Origin of the sequence: Mycobacterium sp. URHB0044 (assembly GCF_000620625.1) — a bacterium.
In the GTDB taxonomy this organism is placed as follows: Bacteria; Actinomycetota; Actinomycetes; order Mycobacteriales; family Mycobacteriaceae; genus Mycobacterium.
Genome location: NZ_JIAW01000001.1, coordinates 796746 through 812976, shown reverse-complemented (window position 1 = coordinate 812976; position 16231 = coordinate 796746). Strand labels below are relative to the sequence as shown.

Annotated in this window: 11 protein-coding genes and 1 pseudogene; 5 read left to right on the top strand and 7 right to left on the bottom strand. The window is 68.0% G+C overall.

All coding sequences use genetic code 11. From position 1 onward, the window contains the following. Positions 1 to 386: 386 nt before the first annotated feature. On the bottom strand, positions 387 to 1259 hold the full coding sequence (locus tag N536_RS0103955; RefSeq protein ID WP_029112409.1) for a hypothetical protein: 873 nt from the start codon (positions 1257 to 1259) through the stop codon (positions 387 to 389). A gap of 431 nt (positions 1260 to 1690) precedes the next feature. Between N536_RS0103955 and N536_RS0103950 the strand changes: the two genes are divergently transcribed. The 5 genes and pseudogenes from N536_RS0103950 to N536_RS42850 form a co-directional block, all read left to right on the top strand. Further along, a complete protein-coding gene (locus tag N536_RS0103950) occupies positions 1691 to 3679 on the top strand; it encodes an ABC transporter ATP-binding protein (RefSeq protein ID WP_051574211.1) in 1989 nt (662 codons plus the stop codon). Positions 3680 to 3784: 105 nt separating this feature from the next. Next, on the top strand, positions 3785 to 5101 hold the full coding sequence (locus N536_RS0103945; protein ID WP_029112407.1) for an NtaA/DmoA family FMN-dependent monooxygenase: 1317 nt from the start codon (positions 3785 to 3787) through the stop codon (positions 5099 to 5101). 80 nt (positions 5102 to 5181) lie between these two features. Then, complete coding sequence (locus N536_RS0103940) at positions 5182 to 6060, top strand: ABC transporter permease (RefSeq protein WP_029112406.1); 879 nt, start codon at positions 5182 to 5184, stop codon at positions 6058 to 6060. Then, on the top strand, positions 6060 to 7055 hold the full coding sequence (locus N536_RS0103935; protein ID WP_029112405.1) for an ABC transporter permease: 996 nt from the start codon (positions 6060 to 6062) through the stop codon (positions 7053 to 7055). The genes N536_RS0103940 and N536_RS0103935 overlap by 1 nt, the downstream gene beginning before the upstream one ends. Positions 7056 to 7090: 35 nt before the next feature. Further along, positions 7091 to 8179: pseudogene (locus N536_RS42850) on the top strand (MFS transporter); the annotation flags it as partial. A 30-nt stretch (positions 8180 to 8209) separates the two neighbouring features. Here the strand turns inward: N536_RS42850 and N536_RS41225 are convergent. The 6 genes from N536_RS41225 to N536_RS0103900 form a co-directional block, all read right to left on the bottom strand. Further along, on the bottom strand, positions 8210 to 8842 hold the full coding sequence (locus N536_RS41225; protein WP_231514417.1) for a GntR family transcriptional regulator: 633 nt from the start codon (positions 8840 to 8842) through the stop codon (positions 8210 to 8212). Positions 8843 to 9075: 233 nt separating this feature from the next. Beyond that, the gene (locus tag N536_RS0103920; protein WP_231514400.1) at positions 9076 to 10245 is read right to left on the bottom strand and encodes an MFS transporter; all 1170 of its coding nucleotides are present in this window, start codon (positions 10243 to 10245) and stop codon (positions 9076 to 9078) included. Then, positions 10245 to 11348, bottom strand: coding sequence for a 3,4-dihydroxy-2-butanone-4-phosphate synthase (gene ribB / locus N536_RS37415; RefSeq protein WP_231514399.1), 1104 nt, complete (start codon positions 11346 to 11348; stop codon positions 10245 to 10247). The genes N536_RS0103920 and ribB overlap by 1 nt, the downstream gene beginning before the upstream one ends. A gap of 11 nt (positions 11349 to 11359) precedes the next feature. Beyond that, positions 11360 to 12661, bottom strand: coding sequence for an NtaA/DmoA family FMN-dependent monooxygenase (locus N536_RS0103910; RefSeq protein WP_029112401.1), 1302 nt, complete (start codon positions 12659 to 12661; stop codon positions 11360 to 11362). Next, positions 12661 to 13962 (bottom strand): NtaA/DmoA family FMN-dependent monooxygenase, encoded by a 1302-nt coding sequence (locus N536_RS0103905; RefSeq protein ID WP_029112400.1) that lies wholly within the window; start codon positions 13960 to 13962, stop codon positions 12661 to 12663. Before N536_RS0103905 ends, N536_RS0103910 begins: the two co-directional genes overlap by 1 nt. 24 nt (positions 13963 to 13986) lie before the next feature. Next, positions 13987 to 16137 carry a thiamine pyrophosphate-dependent enzyme gene (locus N536_RS0103900; RefSeq protein ID WP_369798376.1) on the bottom strand — a complete coding sequence of 717 codons (2151 nt, stop codon included), beginning with the start codon at positions 16135 to 16137 and terminating at the stop codon, positions 13987 to 13989. Positions 16138 to 16231: the final 94 nt, after the last annotated feature.

Genomic DNA, 16231 nt, shown 5'->3' with positions numbered 1-16231 from the left:
CCGGAGGGTAAAGCTTGTATTGCGCCGCGGCTCGGCTAGCCGTGACGGTGTCACGACGCGTCGGTATCCATCGGATTGCGCCCCCCTTCCCCCCCCCCCCCCCCCCCCTCCCCGCCCCTCCCCGCCGCTTCCCCTACCCCCGCCCCCTTCCCCTCCCTCGCCGACCGTGCGGTGTCGTACGCAACACGCCGCCCCGGCGTACGCAGATGCACAGTCACCACGTCTTGGGGCAGCCGCGGGTGGGCTGCCGGCGCCGCCGACCGCCTCCCCCTCCCCGCCGCCCCTCCCCGCCGCCCCTCCCCGCCGCTTCCCATCCCCGCCGCCCCTCTTCGCCCACTGTGCGGTTTCGTACGCAACACGCCGCCCCGGCGTACGCAGATGCACAGTCACCACGTCTTCGGGCAGCCGCGGCTGATGAGCGCCGCACCGACACGGTCGAGGAAGGCCTTCGGGCTGTTGTGCAATATCCCGCTGGTCAATCGGACGTCGATCCAGCCGAGGTTGGGCAGGTCGGCGTAGCGCAGCACGTCACGCGATCGCTGCTTGGGATTACTCCAGTGATGTGCACCCTCGAAGTCCACCCCGACGAGGTACTCCTCCCACCCCATGTCGATGCGCGCGAACACGACGCCGTACTCGTCGAACACCCTGATCTGCGTCGTTGGCGGTGGAAAACCGGCCCGTATCAACAGGAGTCGGGTACGCGTTTCGTACGGCGACTCGGCGCCACCGTCCACCAGATCGAGCGTCCGCCGAAGTTGCACCAGGCCGCGCACGCCGGGATGCCGCTGCGCGATGGCCTCGATGTCGTTGACCTTGACGTCGGTCCGGTTCATCAGCGCGTCGATGCGCTCGACACCGTCGTCGAGCCCGAGCCGTCGCCCGAGGTCGAACGCCGTGCGGGCCGCCGTCGTCACCGGGATGCCGCCGATGAGCCGCGTCTCGTCGCACCCGAGCTCGTCGGTGTGGACGATGAGCATCGGCGGTGGTCGTCTGTTCGGGTGAATCAACTCGGCGGGTAGACCCGGCTCGATCCAATCGGTGCCCAACAGCGCCGATGCCGACAAGCCGGCGGCGACGCCTCGTCCACGCGACCACAGCCAGGCCGCCCGCGCCCGCTGGACCGCCGATAACTCGACGCCGCGAGGCACGTGCACTCCGGGATACACCGGTACGTAGAAGCGTCGTAGCTGGCGAACCGACAGCACGCCGGCCTCGACGGCATCCCAACCCCGAAACGGCCAGTCGATCTCCCCCATGGGTGGAGCCTGCATCGGCCTCCGGCAAGCCCGCGACTGTGCAAAATTCGTACGCCGCGACGGCATGTTGGGTATGACGCCGCACGCTCGACGCGCGGGGGTGGCGAGCGGGCGACGGCCCGACGGATCCGGCCAACGGTGTCCGATAACGCCGCGACTGTGCGGATTCGTACGCCGCGGCGGCGTGTTGCGTACGACACCGCACACTCGGCGAGAAGAGGGGGCCGCGGCCAGGGGGCGGGGGTGGCGCGACGGCGGAGTGACGGTGTCCCCGGCCCCCGGCAACGTCGGCGCAATCCGATGGATACCGACGCGTCGTGACACCGTCACGGCTTGCCGCTTGGCTGTGTCCAACAGAATGTGTGGACGCGTGCCAGCGATGCCGCCTTCCTCGCGCTATTCCCGACGGAACCGGAACCGAGGGTCGAGCCATGAGCATCTTCACAGACGACGTCGTGCAGTTGGGCCAGCCATCCGGCCCCGCCGAGGTGCCGCCGCGGGCCCGCGTGCGCGACCTGAACGTCACCTTCGAGCGTCGCGGGGTGCCGCTGCACGCGCTGCGAGGCGTCAGCCTGGACGTCCAGCCCGGCGAGGTGCTGGCGCTCGTCGGGGAGTCGGGGTCCGGCAAGAGCGTCCTCGGTCTCGGCCTGCTCGGTCTGCTCACCGGTGAGCCCGCACCCGTGATCACCGGAACGGCGGAGGTGTGCGGCATCGACATGGTCGCAGCCTCCGCGGACGAGCGCCGCCGAGTCCGAAAGGCTCACCTGGGCGCGGTGTTTCAGGATCCGATGACGTCGTTGGACCCGACGATGCGGGTCGGCAAGCAGGTCATCGAGGCGGCGGGCGACGCCGACGAGGCGCGCCGGCTGCTCGAACTCGTCGGCGTCCCCGATCCCGCCCGCCGCATGAAGGCCTACCCCCACGAGCTGTCCGGCGGGTTGCGGCAGCGGGTCATGATCGCCATGGCCGTCGCAGGCAAGCCGGATCTCGTCATCGCCGACGAACCGACGACGGCCCTCGACGTCACCGTGCAGGCCCAGGTGCTCGGCCTGTTGCGCGACCTGTGCCGCGAATTGGGCACGTCGTTCATCGTCGTCACCCACGACATCGGCGTCGCCTCCCAGATCGCCGATCGGGTCGCGGTGCTGTACGGCGGGCGACTCGCCGAGCTCGGCACGATGGACGACGTGCTGCGGGCGCCGTCGCACCCCTACACGGTGGGCCTGTTGAACTCCCGGCTGGACCTGGATTTGCCGCTCGGCCGGGCGATCCAGGCGCTGCCCGGCCAGCCACCAGACCCGCGCGAGCACCCCAAGGGCTGTGCATTCTCGCCGCGCTGCTCGGCGGCGATCATGACGTGTTCGGAAGTGCTTCCCGAGCCGGTGCCTGCGTCCACCCACTCCGGCGTCGCGGCCTGCATCGTGCCCAACGCGACGTCAGGCGTGCAGACTCGCCTCGAGACGCTGCCGTTCCCGTCGATGATGCAGCTCGACGAGTCGCGAAAGGCGTTGCAGATCAACGGCGTCGAGAAGCGGTTCCCGGTGCGCCGCGGCTTCAGGAAGGACAGCCTGCACGCGCTGCGCCACGTCATCCTCGACGTCGACCCCGGCGAGTCCATCGCCGTCGTCGGTGAGTCGGGTTCGGGCAAGTCGACGCTGCTGCGCGTCGTGGCCGGCTTGATGGAGCCGGACGGCGGCACCGTGAACTACCTCGGTCCGCGGCCGCAGATGGTGTTTCAGGACGCGGGCGCTTCGCTCACCCCGTGGATGACGGTGGGCGAGATCGTCGGCGAGCGACTGCTGAAGACGACGAACCGCACGGAGCGCCGGGCGCGCGTCGTCGACGCCCTGCGGCAGGTCGGCCTGCCGCCCGATCTCGCCGGCGTCAAGGCAGCCAGCCTGTCCGGCGGCCAGCGCCAGCGGGTGGCCTTCGCCCGTGCGACCATCGTGCCTCCGCGCCTCCTGCTGTGCGACGAGCCCACCTCGGCGCTCGACGCGTCGCTGGCGGCGTCGGTGTTGAACCTGTTGCAGGAGTTGCGCCGTGAACTCGGGATGGCGGTCATGTTCGTCACCCACGACCTGGCCGCCGCGCGGTTCATCGCCGATCGGATCGCGGTCATGTATCTCGGTCAGATCGTGGAGCTGGCGCCGACGCAGGATCTGATCTCCAACCCCCAGCACCCGTACACCAAGGCCCTGCTCGCCGCGGTGCCCAGCCCTGGGAAGGATCCGGTGCGGCTGCCGGGCGAGCCGGCCAGCCCGCTGGCGATCCCCTCGGGTTGCGCGTTCCACCCACGCTGCCCGGAGCGCGTAAAGGGTTGCGACAGCGAGGTCCCCACCCTGCTCTCCATCGAAGGCGTCAGCCCGCACCTGGCGTCGTGCCTGCTCGCGACGGCCGAGGCGGCCGACCAGGTGGCGTAATACCGGTGCCACGGCGGCGCAGTCGCCGGGACACAGGGCTCGTATTCGATGAATGTTGCAGCGACTCAGACGATTCGCACCGTCCGCACCGAGGGAGAGATGGCGATGACGAAGAGGTTCCACCTGGGCTGGTTCATGAACTTCATTCCGCCGGAATGGGATACGCCCTGGGCGTCACCGGACGTAGCGAAGTGGTCCAACGGCCGATTCTACGTCGACATGGCGAAGAGCATGGAACGCGCCTGCTTCGACTACATCATGATCGAGGACACCGTCATGGTGGCCGACGCCTACGGCGGCACCATGGAGGGTTCGTTGAAGAACTCCGTATTCGCGCCGAAGCACGACCCGATTCCGTTGGCGGTATTGATCGCAGCCAACACGTCACGGCTGGGCGTGGTGGCGACGATGTCGACGTCGTTCTACCCGCCGTACCTGCTGGCCCGGTTGGCCTCGACGGTGGATTCGATCGCCGAGGGCCGGTTCGGCTGGAACATCGTGTCGTCGGCCGAGGACCGGGCCGCGCAGAACTTCGGCCTGGACGGGCTCCCCGAGCACGACGAGCGGTACAACGTCGCCGACGAGTACTTCGACGTCGTGAATCAGCTTTGGGAGTCGTGGGAGGCCGACGCGGTCGTCATGGACCGCGAGACCCACACCTACGCGGACTACAAGAAGGTGCACACGGTCGACTTCGTCGGCAAGTACTTCAAGTCCCGCGGTCCGCTCAACACGGTGCCCTCCCCACAGCACAAGCCGACGATCCTGCAGGCAGGCGCCTCGCCACGGGGCCGGGCGTTCGCCGCACGCGCCGCCGACTCGATCGTCGCCGTGGGCACCGGTGTCGAGGGAATGCGCGAGTACCGCAACGACATTCGTAAACGCGCCGCGGAGGCCGGCCGCAATCCGGACGACATCAAGCTGATGTTCTGCGTGTCACCCGTCATCGCGCCTACCGAGGCCGAGGCGCGGGCCGAGATCGACCGTCTCACCGCGAGGGCGAGCTACATCGAGAAGCAACTCGTCGGGATCTCGTCCAACACCGAGATCGACTTCAAGCAGTTCGACTGGGATGAGCCGCTGCCGGAGGGGCTGACCACCAACGGTGAGCGGGGTTCGCTCGAACACTTCATGCGCGGCGACGGAAGCCCCGGAGAGAAGACGCTGCGCAAGCTCGCGATTGACTGGGCCACCACCGGCGTCGAATTCGTCGGTACGCCAGAGCAAGTCGCGCGGGAGATGGGCGAGGCGATGGAGGAGATCGGCGGCGACGGCTTCCTGATCATGAAGCCGGGCTGGGATCTGAACCGGAACTACATCTCGTCGATCACCGACGGTTTGGTCCCCGAGCTGCAACGCCTGGGCCTGACCCGCACCGAGTACACCAAGTCCACCCTGCGGGAGACGCTGCGCGAGTTCTAGCCCCCAAGCGATTTCGGCGTGATCTGTCACGTTGAGCGAGACCGATCACGCCGAAATCGCCGAACACAGAAGGAGATGCCATGGCAGTTGCCGAGTACTACGTGCCAACGGGACTGGTGCACTATAGGAGTCGGGCCGGGCTGGCGATCCGGCAGTACTTCCTTGGCACCTCGGTGCCCAGCTACGTCGCCTTCGGGGCGCTGGCGGCGATGTTCGTCGTCACGATCTTCGCCGGGCAGATCGCACCGTACGACCCACTGGCCGTGGCCGGACAGCCGATGGCCGCGCCCAACGCCGTCAACCTGCTCGGCACCGACACCGTGGGCCGCGATGTCCTGAGCCGGGTGCTGTGCGGCATGCAGATGAGCTGGTTCGGCGCCCTGGCCGTGGTTGCGTTCGGGGTCGTCTTCGGTGGTCTCATCGGGTTGGTCGCCGGCGCATTCGGCGGCTGGTTCGACGCCGTCCTCATGCGCATGACCGACGCGTTCCTCGCACTGCCGGGCCCGATCCTCGCCCTGGCGGTGGTGGCTGCCCTCGGGCGGTCCTACGTCCACACGCTCATCGGCGTGGCGATCGTGTGGTGGCCCCTGTACACCCGCATCGTGCGCTCTGAGGTGCGCAAGCTGCGGGCCTCGCCGCACATGGAGGCCGCTCAGGTCGGCGGTGTGAGTTGGTGGCGGCTGATCTCCCGCCATCTACTGCCCGGTGCCGTGCCGGTCACGATCGTCACCGCGAGCCTCGACGTCGCGGCGCTCGTCCTGATGCTGGCCACCCTGTCGTTCCTCGGCCTCGGCGCGCCGCAGCCCGCACCCGAACTGGGATCGATGAGCGCACAGGGACTTACCTACATCTTCAGCGCGTGGTGGATACCCGTGATGCCGGCCATCGCGGTGGCACTCATCGCGATCGTCGCCAACTTTGCGGGCGACGCGATTCGCGACCGGATTCGTGATCGCTGATGTTGACCGTGCTGCCCCGCCGGTTGCTCGGCGCGATCCCCGTCCTGCTGGTCCTGGTGCTTGCAGTCTTCTCTCTGCAGAAGGTGGCACCGGTCGATCCGGTTGCCGCGCTCGTCGGTGCGAAGGCCTCGCCGGAGGTATACGCCGCCGGACGCCATCAACTCGGGCTCGATCAGCCGTTCCCCCTCCAATTTTGGAACTACCTGGTCCATGCCGTGCAGGGCGACCTCGGCCAGTCGAGCCTCACGCGCACGCCGGTCCTCTCCGACATCGCGAAGTTCCTTCCCGTGACGCTGGAACTCCTCGGCGTCGCGCTCATCTTCACCGCCCTGATCGGCTTCTTCCTTGGCCTGGCGACGGCACAGGGCTGGCGGGGATCTGGGGTATTGCGTGTCGTCATGGTGTCGGGCGCGTCGGTGCCGGTGTTCCTCGCCTGTCTGATCGGCATGGTGGTGTTCTACCGCTTCCTGCCGATCCTGCCGATCACCGACCAAACGTCGTATCTCGACGCCCCCACCGGGCCCACGCACTCGCTGCTCATCGACAGCCTGATCGCCGGGCGTCCCGAGATCTTCGTCGACGACCTGTATCACCTTCTGCTGCCTGCCTTCTGCCTGGCAATCACCCCTGCCGTGGCCGTCGGCCGCGTGCTGCGCAGTAGTCTGGAGGCCACGATGCGCGCCGACCACACCCGGACGGCTCGCGCAATTGGCCTCGGCGAGAAGCGAATCCTCATCGTGCACGCGCTGCGCAACTCGATGGGGCCGGTATTCGCCCTGATCGGCCTGCAGGTCGCGGTGATGCTCGGCAACTGCATCCTCGTCGAGTTGATCTTCGCCCGACCCGGTATCGGGCAGTACATCTCGCGGGCGATCGACAAGGCCGACTTCAACGCGATCGCGGGGGTGACGCTCGTGATCGGACTGCTCTACGTGGTGACCAACATCGTCGTCGACGCCCTGCAGTCGGTAGCGGATCCCCGAGTCGCGCTCTGAACGGTTCGGTGCCGTGGCTGCTGATCAGCTCGTGGATGTGGCACCTGACCCGTTGGGCGGGGTTGTTTCTCGGCACCTATCTCGTCACTCACCTTGGCGCGCAGCCGATTGCGAACCAGTTCGTCGGTGTCGCCATGTTCGCGCCGATGCTGCTGGGCAGCTACGTGTCGTCGCGGGTCGGCGTGGAGCCGCGGAAGCTGGTCCTGCTCACGGAGCTCGCGCTGCTGCCGATCTCTGTGCTGATGGCCGTGCTCGTCGGCAGCGGCTCCGTCGACGTCTGGATGGTCTACCCGTTCGAGTTCGCCTACGGCATAGGCGGAATGGTGAACATGACCGCACAACGCGAACTGCTGTTCCAGCTGGCCGGGCCGGTGCGCTCGACCAGGGTGCTCAACGCCGAGGTCACCGGAATCGCCAGCGCGATGATGCTGGGACCACTGGTCGGCGGGATCACCGTCGCAGCATTCGGACTCGGCGTGGCGTTCGCCGTTCCGGCTGCCCTACTCGCGTGCTCGGCACTGCTGTTCTGGCGCGTGACCCGAGGGGCACCTGCCACGACCACCATCCGCGTGGCGCGGACGGAGGCCGACTGGCGGTTGCTGCGGAACTCACGACCGCTCGTCGTGATCCTTCTGGTGACGGTGATCTGCAATCTCTTCTACTTCGCGTTCATGCCGCTGGTGCCGGTCATCGCCAAACACCTCGGCGCCGGGGCGGCGATGACGGGCGTGATCGGTGCGACGGCCGGCGTCGTGCAATTGGTGATCGCTGCAGCGTTGGTGGTCCGGCCGGTGCGGCGGCCGATGATCGCGTACTCGTTCGGGGTGGCGGTGTGCCTGTGCTGCTTGGGAATAGTCGCCTACACCCCCGTACTTGCCGTCGCGCTTCTCGCCCTCGGCGTAGCGGGCATCGGCCAGGGCCTGTTCGGCGCGACGCAAGCCACGCTGCCCGTGGCAACGGTCTCGCCCCACCACCGCACTGCCGCGCTCGGATTGGTCACCACGACGATCGGCATCGCTCTGCCGACGGGCATGGTGCTCCTTGGCGTCGCATCGAGCCTGCTGGGCGCCCAACTCGCGATGCTGGTGTCGGCGGTGGTGGGTCTGGCGGTGCTCGGGGCGACGCTGTTGGCCAACCGACGGATGCTGGGGCCGTCAGGCGGTCCGATAAGCCTTGGCGGAGAAGGCGACTCGGTCGCCACGCAGTTTGAGCTGGGACAGCGCCCGCGGCTGCCCGTTCTCGTCCTCGATGAGGTCCTCGAGCCAGACCAGCGGCGCGCCGACCCTGACGCCGACGAGCTCAGCGGTCTGCTCATCGGCGGCGACCGCGCCGACGGTGGTCTGGCTGCCGCCGATGCGTATCCCGAGCTGACGCTCGAGCAACAGGATGACGTCCGGCTCGTCCACGTCGAAGTCCGGCGAGTCCTGTTCCCCGAGGGCGATGTAGCTGACGGCCAACCCCAGCGGGACCTCGTCCTGCAGGACGAGGCTCTCGATCATCAGGACGGTCCAGCCGGCCGGCAGGCGTAGCCGATCGCGAACCATCGGCGGGCAACCGAGCGGTCGACGTTCGAGCGTGCGCGCCTCGAACCGGGCCGACGGCTCACCGACGAACTGGTTGACGGCGCTGAGCTCGTCGATCCGCAGGAGGAGGGACCCCGTCGCCCGCGTCCCGTTCTTCGGCTCCCGCGTGACGAGGCCCTCGCGGGCGAGTTGCTGGAGCACGGCCCGCACGGTGTTGCGGCTGGCCGACAACGCGTCGGTCAGCTCCCGTTCGACGAGGACCATGTTCCGGCCGGTCGTGACGAGGGTCGACCGCAGCAGGTCGTAGGTGCGTCGCGCGGAATTGTTCAGCCGGTCGGGGCTTTGGCGTTGCCGCTGGTACTGCACTTCCGGACGGACGTGTGCCGCAGGGTAGAGCCGCGCTTGGCATGCGCCGTAGGGAGCTGGTTCACGTATTGACACGTGTTCATTGGATCAGTCGATTGTTAACGGGCTCGGGCGTCGTTGCTTCGCCCGAGTTACGTTGCCACGCGTCGCCCGACGAAGTGCGCGAGCTGCGCGCTGCCCAGCAGGACCACGGCGACGACCGCGAACAGTGCCGCGATGCCGATCTGGTTGGCCAGCACCGCGCAGCCGACCGAACCCGCCAGGATCCCGATGCCCGCCGAGATGCGGAACTTCGCCAGCCCGGCCGAGGATTCGCCGACGTGGGTGACGACGAGCACCGGCAGGCCTGCGGTGGCGCCTGCCAGGCTGACGCCGAACAGCGCGGACACCACCAGGTAGGTCGTCGCACCGGGCATGACGGCGAGCGTGATCGCGCACAACGTTCCCAGCCCGAACGAGGCGATGAGCATGCTCGTCATCCCGACGTGCTGGATGAGCCGGTACGCCACGGCGAGGACGACGATCTCGACGCCGGACATCAATGCGATGGCGACGGTGATCGTCATCGTGGGGTAGTCCCGCGCGGCACCCGCGAGGGGTAGGGCGGTGAAAAGCACTCCGCCACGCAGGAAGTCGCCGCTCATGGCCAGCAGTAGCGCGGCACCGCTGCCGGGTATCCGCTCGAAGCGCGGCAGTCCGATGCGCGGCGGGAGCATTCCCGACGGGGCGGCCAGGCTCGGCACCGCGGCGGCAAGGACGGCCGCCACCAGCAGTGCGAGGACGCCGGTGACGACGAAGGCGACCTGGTATCCGAACCGCCCGTCGATGATGCCGGCGATCAGCAGGCCGCCCGGCGAGCCGATGGCACCGCCGAACAGGAAGGCTGCGTTGAACCGTCCCAACGACCGGGCGACGTCGGCTCCCATGGAATGGACCCGCACCGCGGCCTGCAGGCCTGCACCGAGCACCACTCCGCCGCCGAGGCCCTGCAGCACTCGCGACGCCATCAGCACCACGCCACCGGAGGCCAGACCCATGCCGATGCATGCGACGCCGAACAGACAGAGTCCGACGGCAAGCGCGGCACGAGCGTCGAGGTTCGGCACGAACCTGGTGCCGAACACGTCCACGGCGATGACACCGACGGCCGCGCTCAGCATGAAGATGCCGATGAACAGGCTGCTGTGCCAGAACTCGCTGACGAAGATCACTTCCAGCGGCGCGGTGAGACTCATCGTGACCCCGCTGGCCGCCATCAACGGCAGGAACCATCGCGACCGGGGATTGGACGCGACGCGCATCAGCAGGACATTGACGTCTCATCGGTGGCCGAGGCGGGCAGCTCCACGGTTTCGGTGACCTCGAGACCGTAGGCCTCGAGCCCGATTCGCTTGACGGGGTTGTTCGTGATCAGCCGCATGCGCCGCACCCCGAGGTCGCTGAGGATCTGCGCCCCGACGCCGTAGTTGCGGGCATCCCCCTCATCCTGCAGGCCGTACGCGTGGCGCCCCTCCTGGCCGCGCAGATAGACCACCACGCCGCAACCCTCGGCGGCGATCATCTGCAACGCGCCGTCGAGTTCGGAGCCACAGTCGCAGCCCGCCGACTCGAAGACGTTGCCCATCAAGCACTCCGAATGCACCCGAACGAGTGTCGGCGCGTCGCCGTGGCGGGGTGCGTCACCCATCACCAGCGCGATGTGTTCGCGGTCGTCGAGCAGCGAGTGGAAACCCTTGGCCTGGAACTCGCCGTGGTGCGTCGGCAGGCGGCTGGAGGCCTTGAACTCCACCAGGCGTTCGGTCAAGCGTCGATGGGCGATCAGCTCCGATATCGTGACGATGATCAACTCGTGCTCTTCGGCGAAGTCCTGCAGTCGTTTTCCGCGTGCTACCTCTCCGTCGTCGCAGAGCACTTCACCGATCACGGCGACCGGGGGCAGCCCGGCCAGCCTCACCAAGTCGACCGCCGCCTCGGTGTGCCCGGCCCGACGCAGCACGCCGCCGTCGACGGCCCGTAGCGGGAACACGTGGCCGGGCCGACTCAAATCGCCCGGCTGCGTGTCGGGGTCGGCGAGTAGCGCGATCGTTCGGGCGCGGTCGGCGGCGGAGATTCCGCTGTTGATGCCCGTCTTGGCGTTCACCGACACGGCGTAGCCGGCGCCGCGTGGGTCCTCGTTGACGGCGACCATCGGTGGCAGACGTAGCCTGTCCAGGTTGCCTGCCGGCATGGGGACGCAAAGGATTCCGCTGGTGTGCCGCACCATGAACGCGACTCGTTCCGGCGTGGCGTGTCCGGCGGCCAGCATGAGATCGCCGTCGTCATCGGGGTTTTCGGCGTCGACGACGATCACCATGCGGCCTGCACGCAGCGCGGCGACCGCGGAGTCGACGGTCGAAGCCCCCAACGCCGACATGCTCAGAACTCGCGCAGCGTGTCGCGTAGGTGCGACTGGGTGTACTCGGTGCGTGCCAGTCCCTTGCGCTGCATGGCCGGAATGAGTCCCTCGCAGATCTCGGTGATGTAGGCCTTGCTGACCCTCTGGGTGCTGATCAGGAAGCCGTCGCCGCCGACCTCGGCCATGGCCTCGCCCATCTTGTCGGCGACCTGGTCGGGTGTGCCCACCAGCTCGATGGAGTCGGACGTGCCGCCGGCGTCGAGAACCAACTGGCGCAACGTCTTTCCGCTGCCCCACTGGGCGAACTTGTCCAGCGATCCGCGCTCGCCGTTGGTCTCCAGCTCGGGCAGCGGCTCGTCCAGCTCGTAGACCGAGAAGTCGATGTCGGTGACCGACGAGATGCTGGCCAGGGCCTGCTCGAAGAACGCCGGGTCCTCGGCGGCGGCCTTCTTGCGGGCCCACGCCTCCTCCTCGGTCGTGCCGAGGGTGGGGCTGACGACGAAGAGCACCTTGATGTCGTCGGGATTGCGGCCCTGCGCGGCGGCCCGCGCGCGCACGTCGTCGCGGTAGGACTTCATGCCATCCACGCCGTTGGCGACGGCGATGATGGAGTCCGCGTACTTCGCCGCGAACTGGCGGCCCTTCGGCGAACCGCCGGCTTGCACGAACGTCGGCTGACCCTGTGGTGAGCGCACCGTGTTCAGCGGGCCGCGCGACTTGAAGTACTTGCCCTCGAAGTGAATTGCGCGCACCTTCTTGAAGTCCGCATAGGTATTGGTCTCCTGGTCGCGGACCACGGCGTCGGGCTCCCACGAATCCCACAGCTGGCACACCAGGTCGACGTACTCGTCGGCGATGTCGTAGCGCAGATCGTGCTCGGTGAGCTTGTCCATCCCGAAGTTCTGCGCCGAACCGTCCTCACCGGAGGTGACGATGTTCCACCCGAAGCGTCCCTCGGCGATGCTGTCGAGTGTGGAGGCCAGGCGCGCGAGCAGGAACGGCGGATAGAACGTCGTCGACATCGTGGCGACCACGCCCATCTTCGACGTCGCGGCGGCCATGATCGCGGCCAGCGGCGCCGGATCGTGCTTGGGCGCCATGGTCGCGTACTTCAGATACACCTCGGAGTTGCCGCCGTACGCCTCGGACACCATGAGGGTGTCCTCGATCATGATGTAGTCGAAGCAGGCCTTCTCCATCGCCTGGGCCATCTCGATGTAGAACTTTCCGTTCCACGGCGTGCCGTCGTTGCCGAACGGCGTGTTCCACTCGTTGGCGGTGAAGTTCATAAACCAGCCGAGGTGTAACCTCTTGTCGCTCATCAGAACTCGCGCAGGTGTTCGCGCAGCATCGTGCCGGAGTAATCCGAGCGGGTGAGGCCGCGCTTCTGCAACTCGGGGACCAGACCGTCGGTGATCTCGGTGACGTAGCGCCGGTTGAGCCGCATGACCGGGCTGGTGATGAGGAAGCCGTCGCCGCCGACCTCTCCCATGACCCGCTCCATCTCGTCGGCCACCTCGACGGGTGTGCCCGTGAACTGAAGGTTGCCGCCGATGGTGCCTGCGCCAGTGACCAACTCGCGCAGCGTCTTTCCCTTGCCGCGGGCCACGAAGCTCTCCAGTGCCCCCCGCTCGCCGTTCGTCGACAACTCGGGCAACGGCTCGTCCAGATCGAACTGGGCGAAGTCGATCTCGGTGATCGACGAGATCTCGGCCAGCATGTACTCCACGTAGAGCGGGCTGGTGAACCACCGCTCCGCCTTGGCCAGCGCCTCGTCGTGCGTATCGGCGACGATCGGCGAGACCAGGTACAGCAGCTTGCAGTGCGACGGATCGCGTCCGATGGCCTTCATCCGCGCGTGGATGTCGTCGCGGTAGGACCGCATGGCCTCGACGCCGTTGGCAGGCGCGACGATGGTGTCGGCGTGCAGCGCGGCGAGCTCGCGCCCGGGCGGCGACGCGCCCGCCTGCGCGATGGTGGGGCGGTACTGCGGGGAGGGCGCGGTGTTCAGTGGGCCGCGGACCTTGTAGTACTTGCCCTCGAAGTCGATCGTGTGGACCTTCTTGAAGTTGGCGTACGTGCCGGTGGTGTAGTCGCGTTCGATGGCGTCCGGCTCCCACGACTCCCAGAGTTTGGTGACCACCTCCATGTACTCGCTGGCCCGCGCGTAGCGCTCGTCGTGCTCGTAGAGCTTGTCGAGTCCGAAGTTCTGCGCGGAGCGGTCCTCACCGGAGGTGACGACGTTCCAGCCGAACCGTCCCTTCGCGATGTGGTCGATGGTGCTGCACAGCCGTGCCAGCAGGAACGGCGGGTAGAACGTGGTCGACATGGTGGGGACGACGCCGAGGCGGCTGGTGGCCATCGCCATCATCACGGCCAGCGGAACGGGATCGTGTTTGGGGTTCACCCCGTGCTTGAGGTCGTGTTCCATCGTGCCGCCGTAGGCGGTCGACACCATGAGCTTGTCCTCGATCAGGACGTAGTCGAATTTGGCGCGCTCCAGATCCTTCGCCATTTCGACGTAGAAGTCTCCGGTGAAGTCACGCCCACCGTCGCCCCAATTCCCATTCCACTCGTCGGCGACGAAGTTCAGGAACCATCCCAGATGAAACATGTCGGTCATGACGACAAGACAACTGGGGAGGCGTTACTCCAGTGTGTCCTCGCTGTACCGCAGAGATTGCGCTACGAGCGCGACGGCGGCGGCTTCGATGGTCTCCTCCGACAGCAGCACCTGCAGGGCCGCGTCGCCGAGGGGGATGAAGCTGTCCCGGCTGGCCACTCGGCTCACCCGCCCGGTGTAGCCGTGTTCGAGCAGCGTCGCCAGAATGCCCTCACCCACGCCGCCGGTGGCGCGCGTTTCGTCGACGACCAGCACGCGCCCGGTGGCGGCTGCTTCGCGCAACATGTCGTCGACCGGCAGCGGCGCCAGCCACCGCAGGTCGACGACGCGGGTGCCGATGCCGCTGCGCTCCAGCTTGCGCCCCACCCGCAGGCTCATCCGCAGGCCGTTGCCAAAGGTGAAGATCGTCAAATCCGTTCCGTCACCGTAGGTTCGGGCCCGCCCGATCGGCGCGATCGACGCTGCCGTCAGGTCCGGATACGGCCTGACCCAGCCGTCGTCGCCGTCCTCGTACAGATCACGCGTGTGGTACAGCGCGATCGGTTCGAGGAAGACGCAGACGACGCCCGCGCCACTGGCCGCCTCGGCGCAGGCGTGCAGCATCGCCGCCGCGTCGTCCGGCCGCGCGGGTGAGGCGATCACGATGCCGGGGATGTCGCGGATCGCGGCGATCGAGTTGTCGTTGTGGAAGTGTCCGCCGAACCCCTTCTGGTAGGCGTAGCCGGCGACGCGCACGACCATGGGATTGCGGTACTGCCGATCGGAGAAGAACTGCAGGGTGGCGCCCTCGCCGCGGATCTGGTCGGCCGCGTTGTGCAGGTAGGCCAGGTATTGGATCTCGGGGATGGGCAGCAGCCCGGACACGCCTGCCCCGAGTGCGAGGCCGAGGATCGCCTGCTCGTCGAGCAGGGTGTCGAACACGCGCGCGGAACCGGCCTTGCCGAGCAGCCCGCGGGTGACGCCGTAGACCCCGCCCTTGCGGGCGACGTCCTCGCCGAAGAGCAGTGCCTCGGGGTGGCGCAGCAGGATGTCGTGCAGGGCCCGGTTGATGGCCAGCGCGACGGTCAGCGGCGCATCGTCGCGCGTACCGCCGGTTACCGGACGCGATGAGAGGGTGACGGCCTCGTCGAGGCTGTCCTGTAGCGGCGCCATCACCGTCCACGGGTTGTCGAGCTGTTTGAGTTCGCTGACCTCGGTGGCCAGGTCGATGACCTCCGTGCGTTTCGCCTCGTACCGCTCAAGCACCTCTTCGCGCGTCGAATAGCCCTGCGAGATCAGCATTTTCGCGGTGCACAACACCGGGTCGCGCTCGAAGTCGGCGGTGATCTCGTCGGGCCTGCGGTAGGCCGGCTCGAAGTCGGAGCCGGCGTGACCCATCAGCCGCACCGTGCGCAGGTGCAGGAACGCCGGCTTGCGGTGGGTGCGCACCCATGACGCCGCCGCGGTGGCGGCCTGCAGGGTGTCCGCGACGTCGGAGCCGTCGGCGCTGAAGTACTCGAGGCCGTCGCGGTCGCCGTAGGTCCTCGCGACCCAGCCGCGGGGAGTCTTGACGCTGATGCCGATGCCGTTGTCCTCGCAGACGAACAACAGCGGCATCGGCAACCCCTGGTACGCGGCGTGCATCGCGGTGTTGATTGCCCCCACCGCGGTGGAGTGGTTCACCGACGCGTCTCCAAAACTGCACACCGTCACCGCGTCGTCGGGCCAGGCGCATGCGACGCCCAGCTTCTTCGCCCTGGCGATCGCGAACGCGACGCCGACCGCCCGCGGCAGGTGCGACGCGATGGTCGAGGTCTGCGGAATGATGTTCAGGTCCTTGCGGCCGAACACCTTGTGCCGTCCACCCGAGATGGGTTCCTCGGTGGCACCGACCAGCCCGAGCAGTACGTCGCGGATCGGATCGCTGCCAGCCCCCTGCGCGGCGCGGGCCAGGAAGAAGCCGCCGGAACGGTAGTGCAGCAGGGCCGGGTCGGTGTGCCGAAGTGCCGCGGCGACCGCTGCGTTGCCCTCGTGCCCGGACGAGCCGATGGTGTAGTAGCCCCTGCCGTGCGAGCGCAACCAGCGCGCGGCGAGGTCGAGGTGGCGGCTGCCGAGCTGGGCGTCGAACAGGGCGAGCGCTTCGTCGCGACCCAGCCCGGCAACCGGCGTGGCCGGTTGCTCACCGAGCGCGGTGATGGTGGCGGTGAAGTACTCGTCGATGGCCTCGGACTTCGGACTGGCCACTTCACCTCCTGAGCGTCGGATCTTCCTAGGCCAGCATGCACGTCTG

Coding starts and splice junctions, on each gene's coding strand:
- N536_RS0103955 (WP_029112409.1), bottom strand. CDS start 1,259: ATGGGGGAGATCGACTGGCCGTTTCGGGGTTGGGATGCCGTCGAGGCC.
- N536_RS0103935 (WP_029112405.1), top strand. CDS start 6,060: ATGTTGACCGTGCTGCCCCGCCGGTTGCTCGGCGCGATCCCCGTCCTG.
- N536_RS41225 (WP_231514417.1), bottom strand. CDS start 8,842: ATGGTCCTCGTCGAACGGGAGCTGACCGACGCGTTGTCGGCCAGCCGC.
- N536_RS0103940 (WP_029112406.1), top strand. CDS start 5,182: ATGGCAGTTGCCGAGTACTACGTGCCAACGGGACTGGTGCACTATAGG.
- N536_RS0103905 (WP_029112400.1), bottom strand. CDS start 13,962: ATGACCGACATGTTTCATCTGGGATGGTTCCTGAACTTCGTCGCCGAC.
- N536_RS0103945 (WP_029112407.1), top strand. CDS start 3,785: ATGACGAAGAGGTTCCACCTGGGCTGGTTCATGAACTTCATTCCGCCG.
- N536_RS0103920 (WP_231514400.1), bottom strand. CDS start 10,245: ATGCGCGTCGCGTCCAATCCCCGGTCGCGATGGTTCCTGCCGTTGATG.
- N536_RS0103950 (WP_051574211.1), top strand. CDS start 1,691: ATGAGCATCTTCACAGACGACGTCGTGCAGTTGGGCCAGCCATCCGGC.
- N536_RS0103910 (WP_029112401.1), bottom strand. CDS start 12,661: ATGAGCGACAAGAGGTTACACCTCGGCTGGTTTATGAACTTCACCGCC.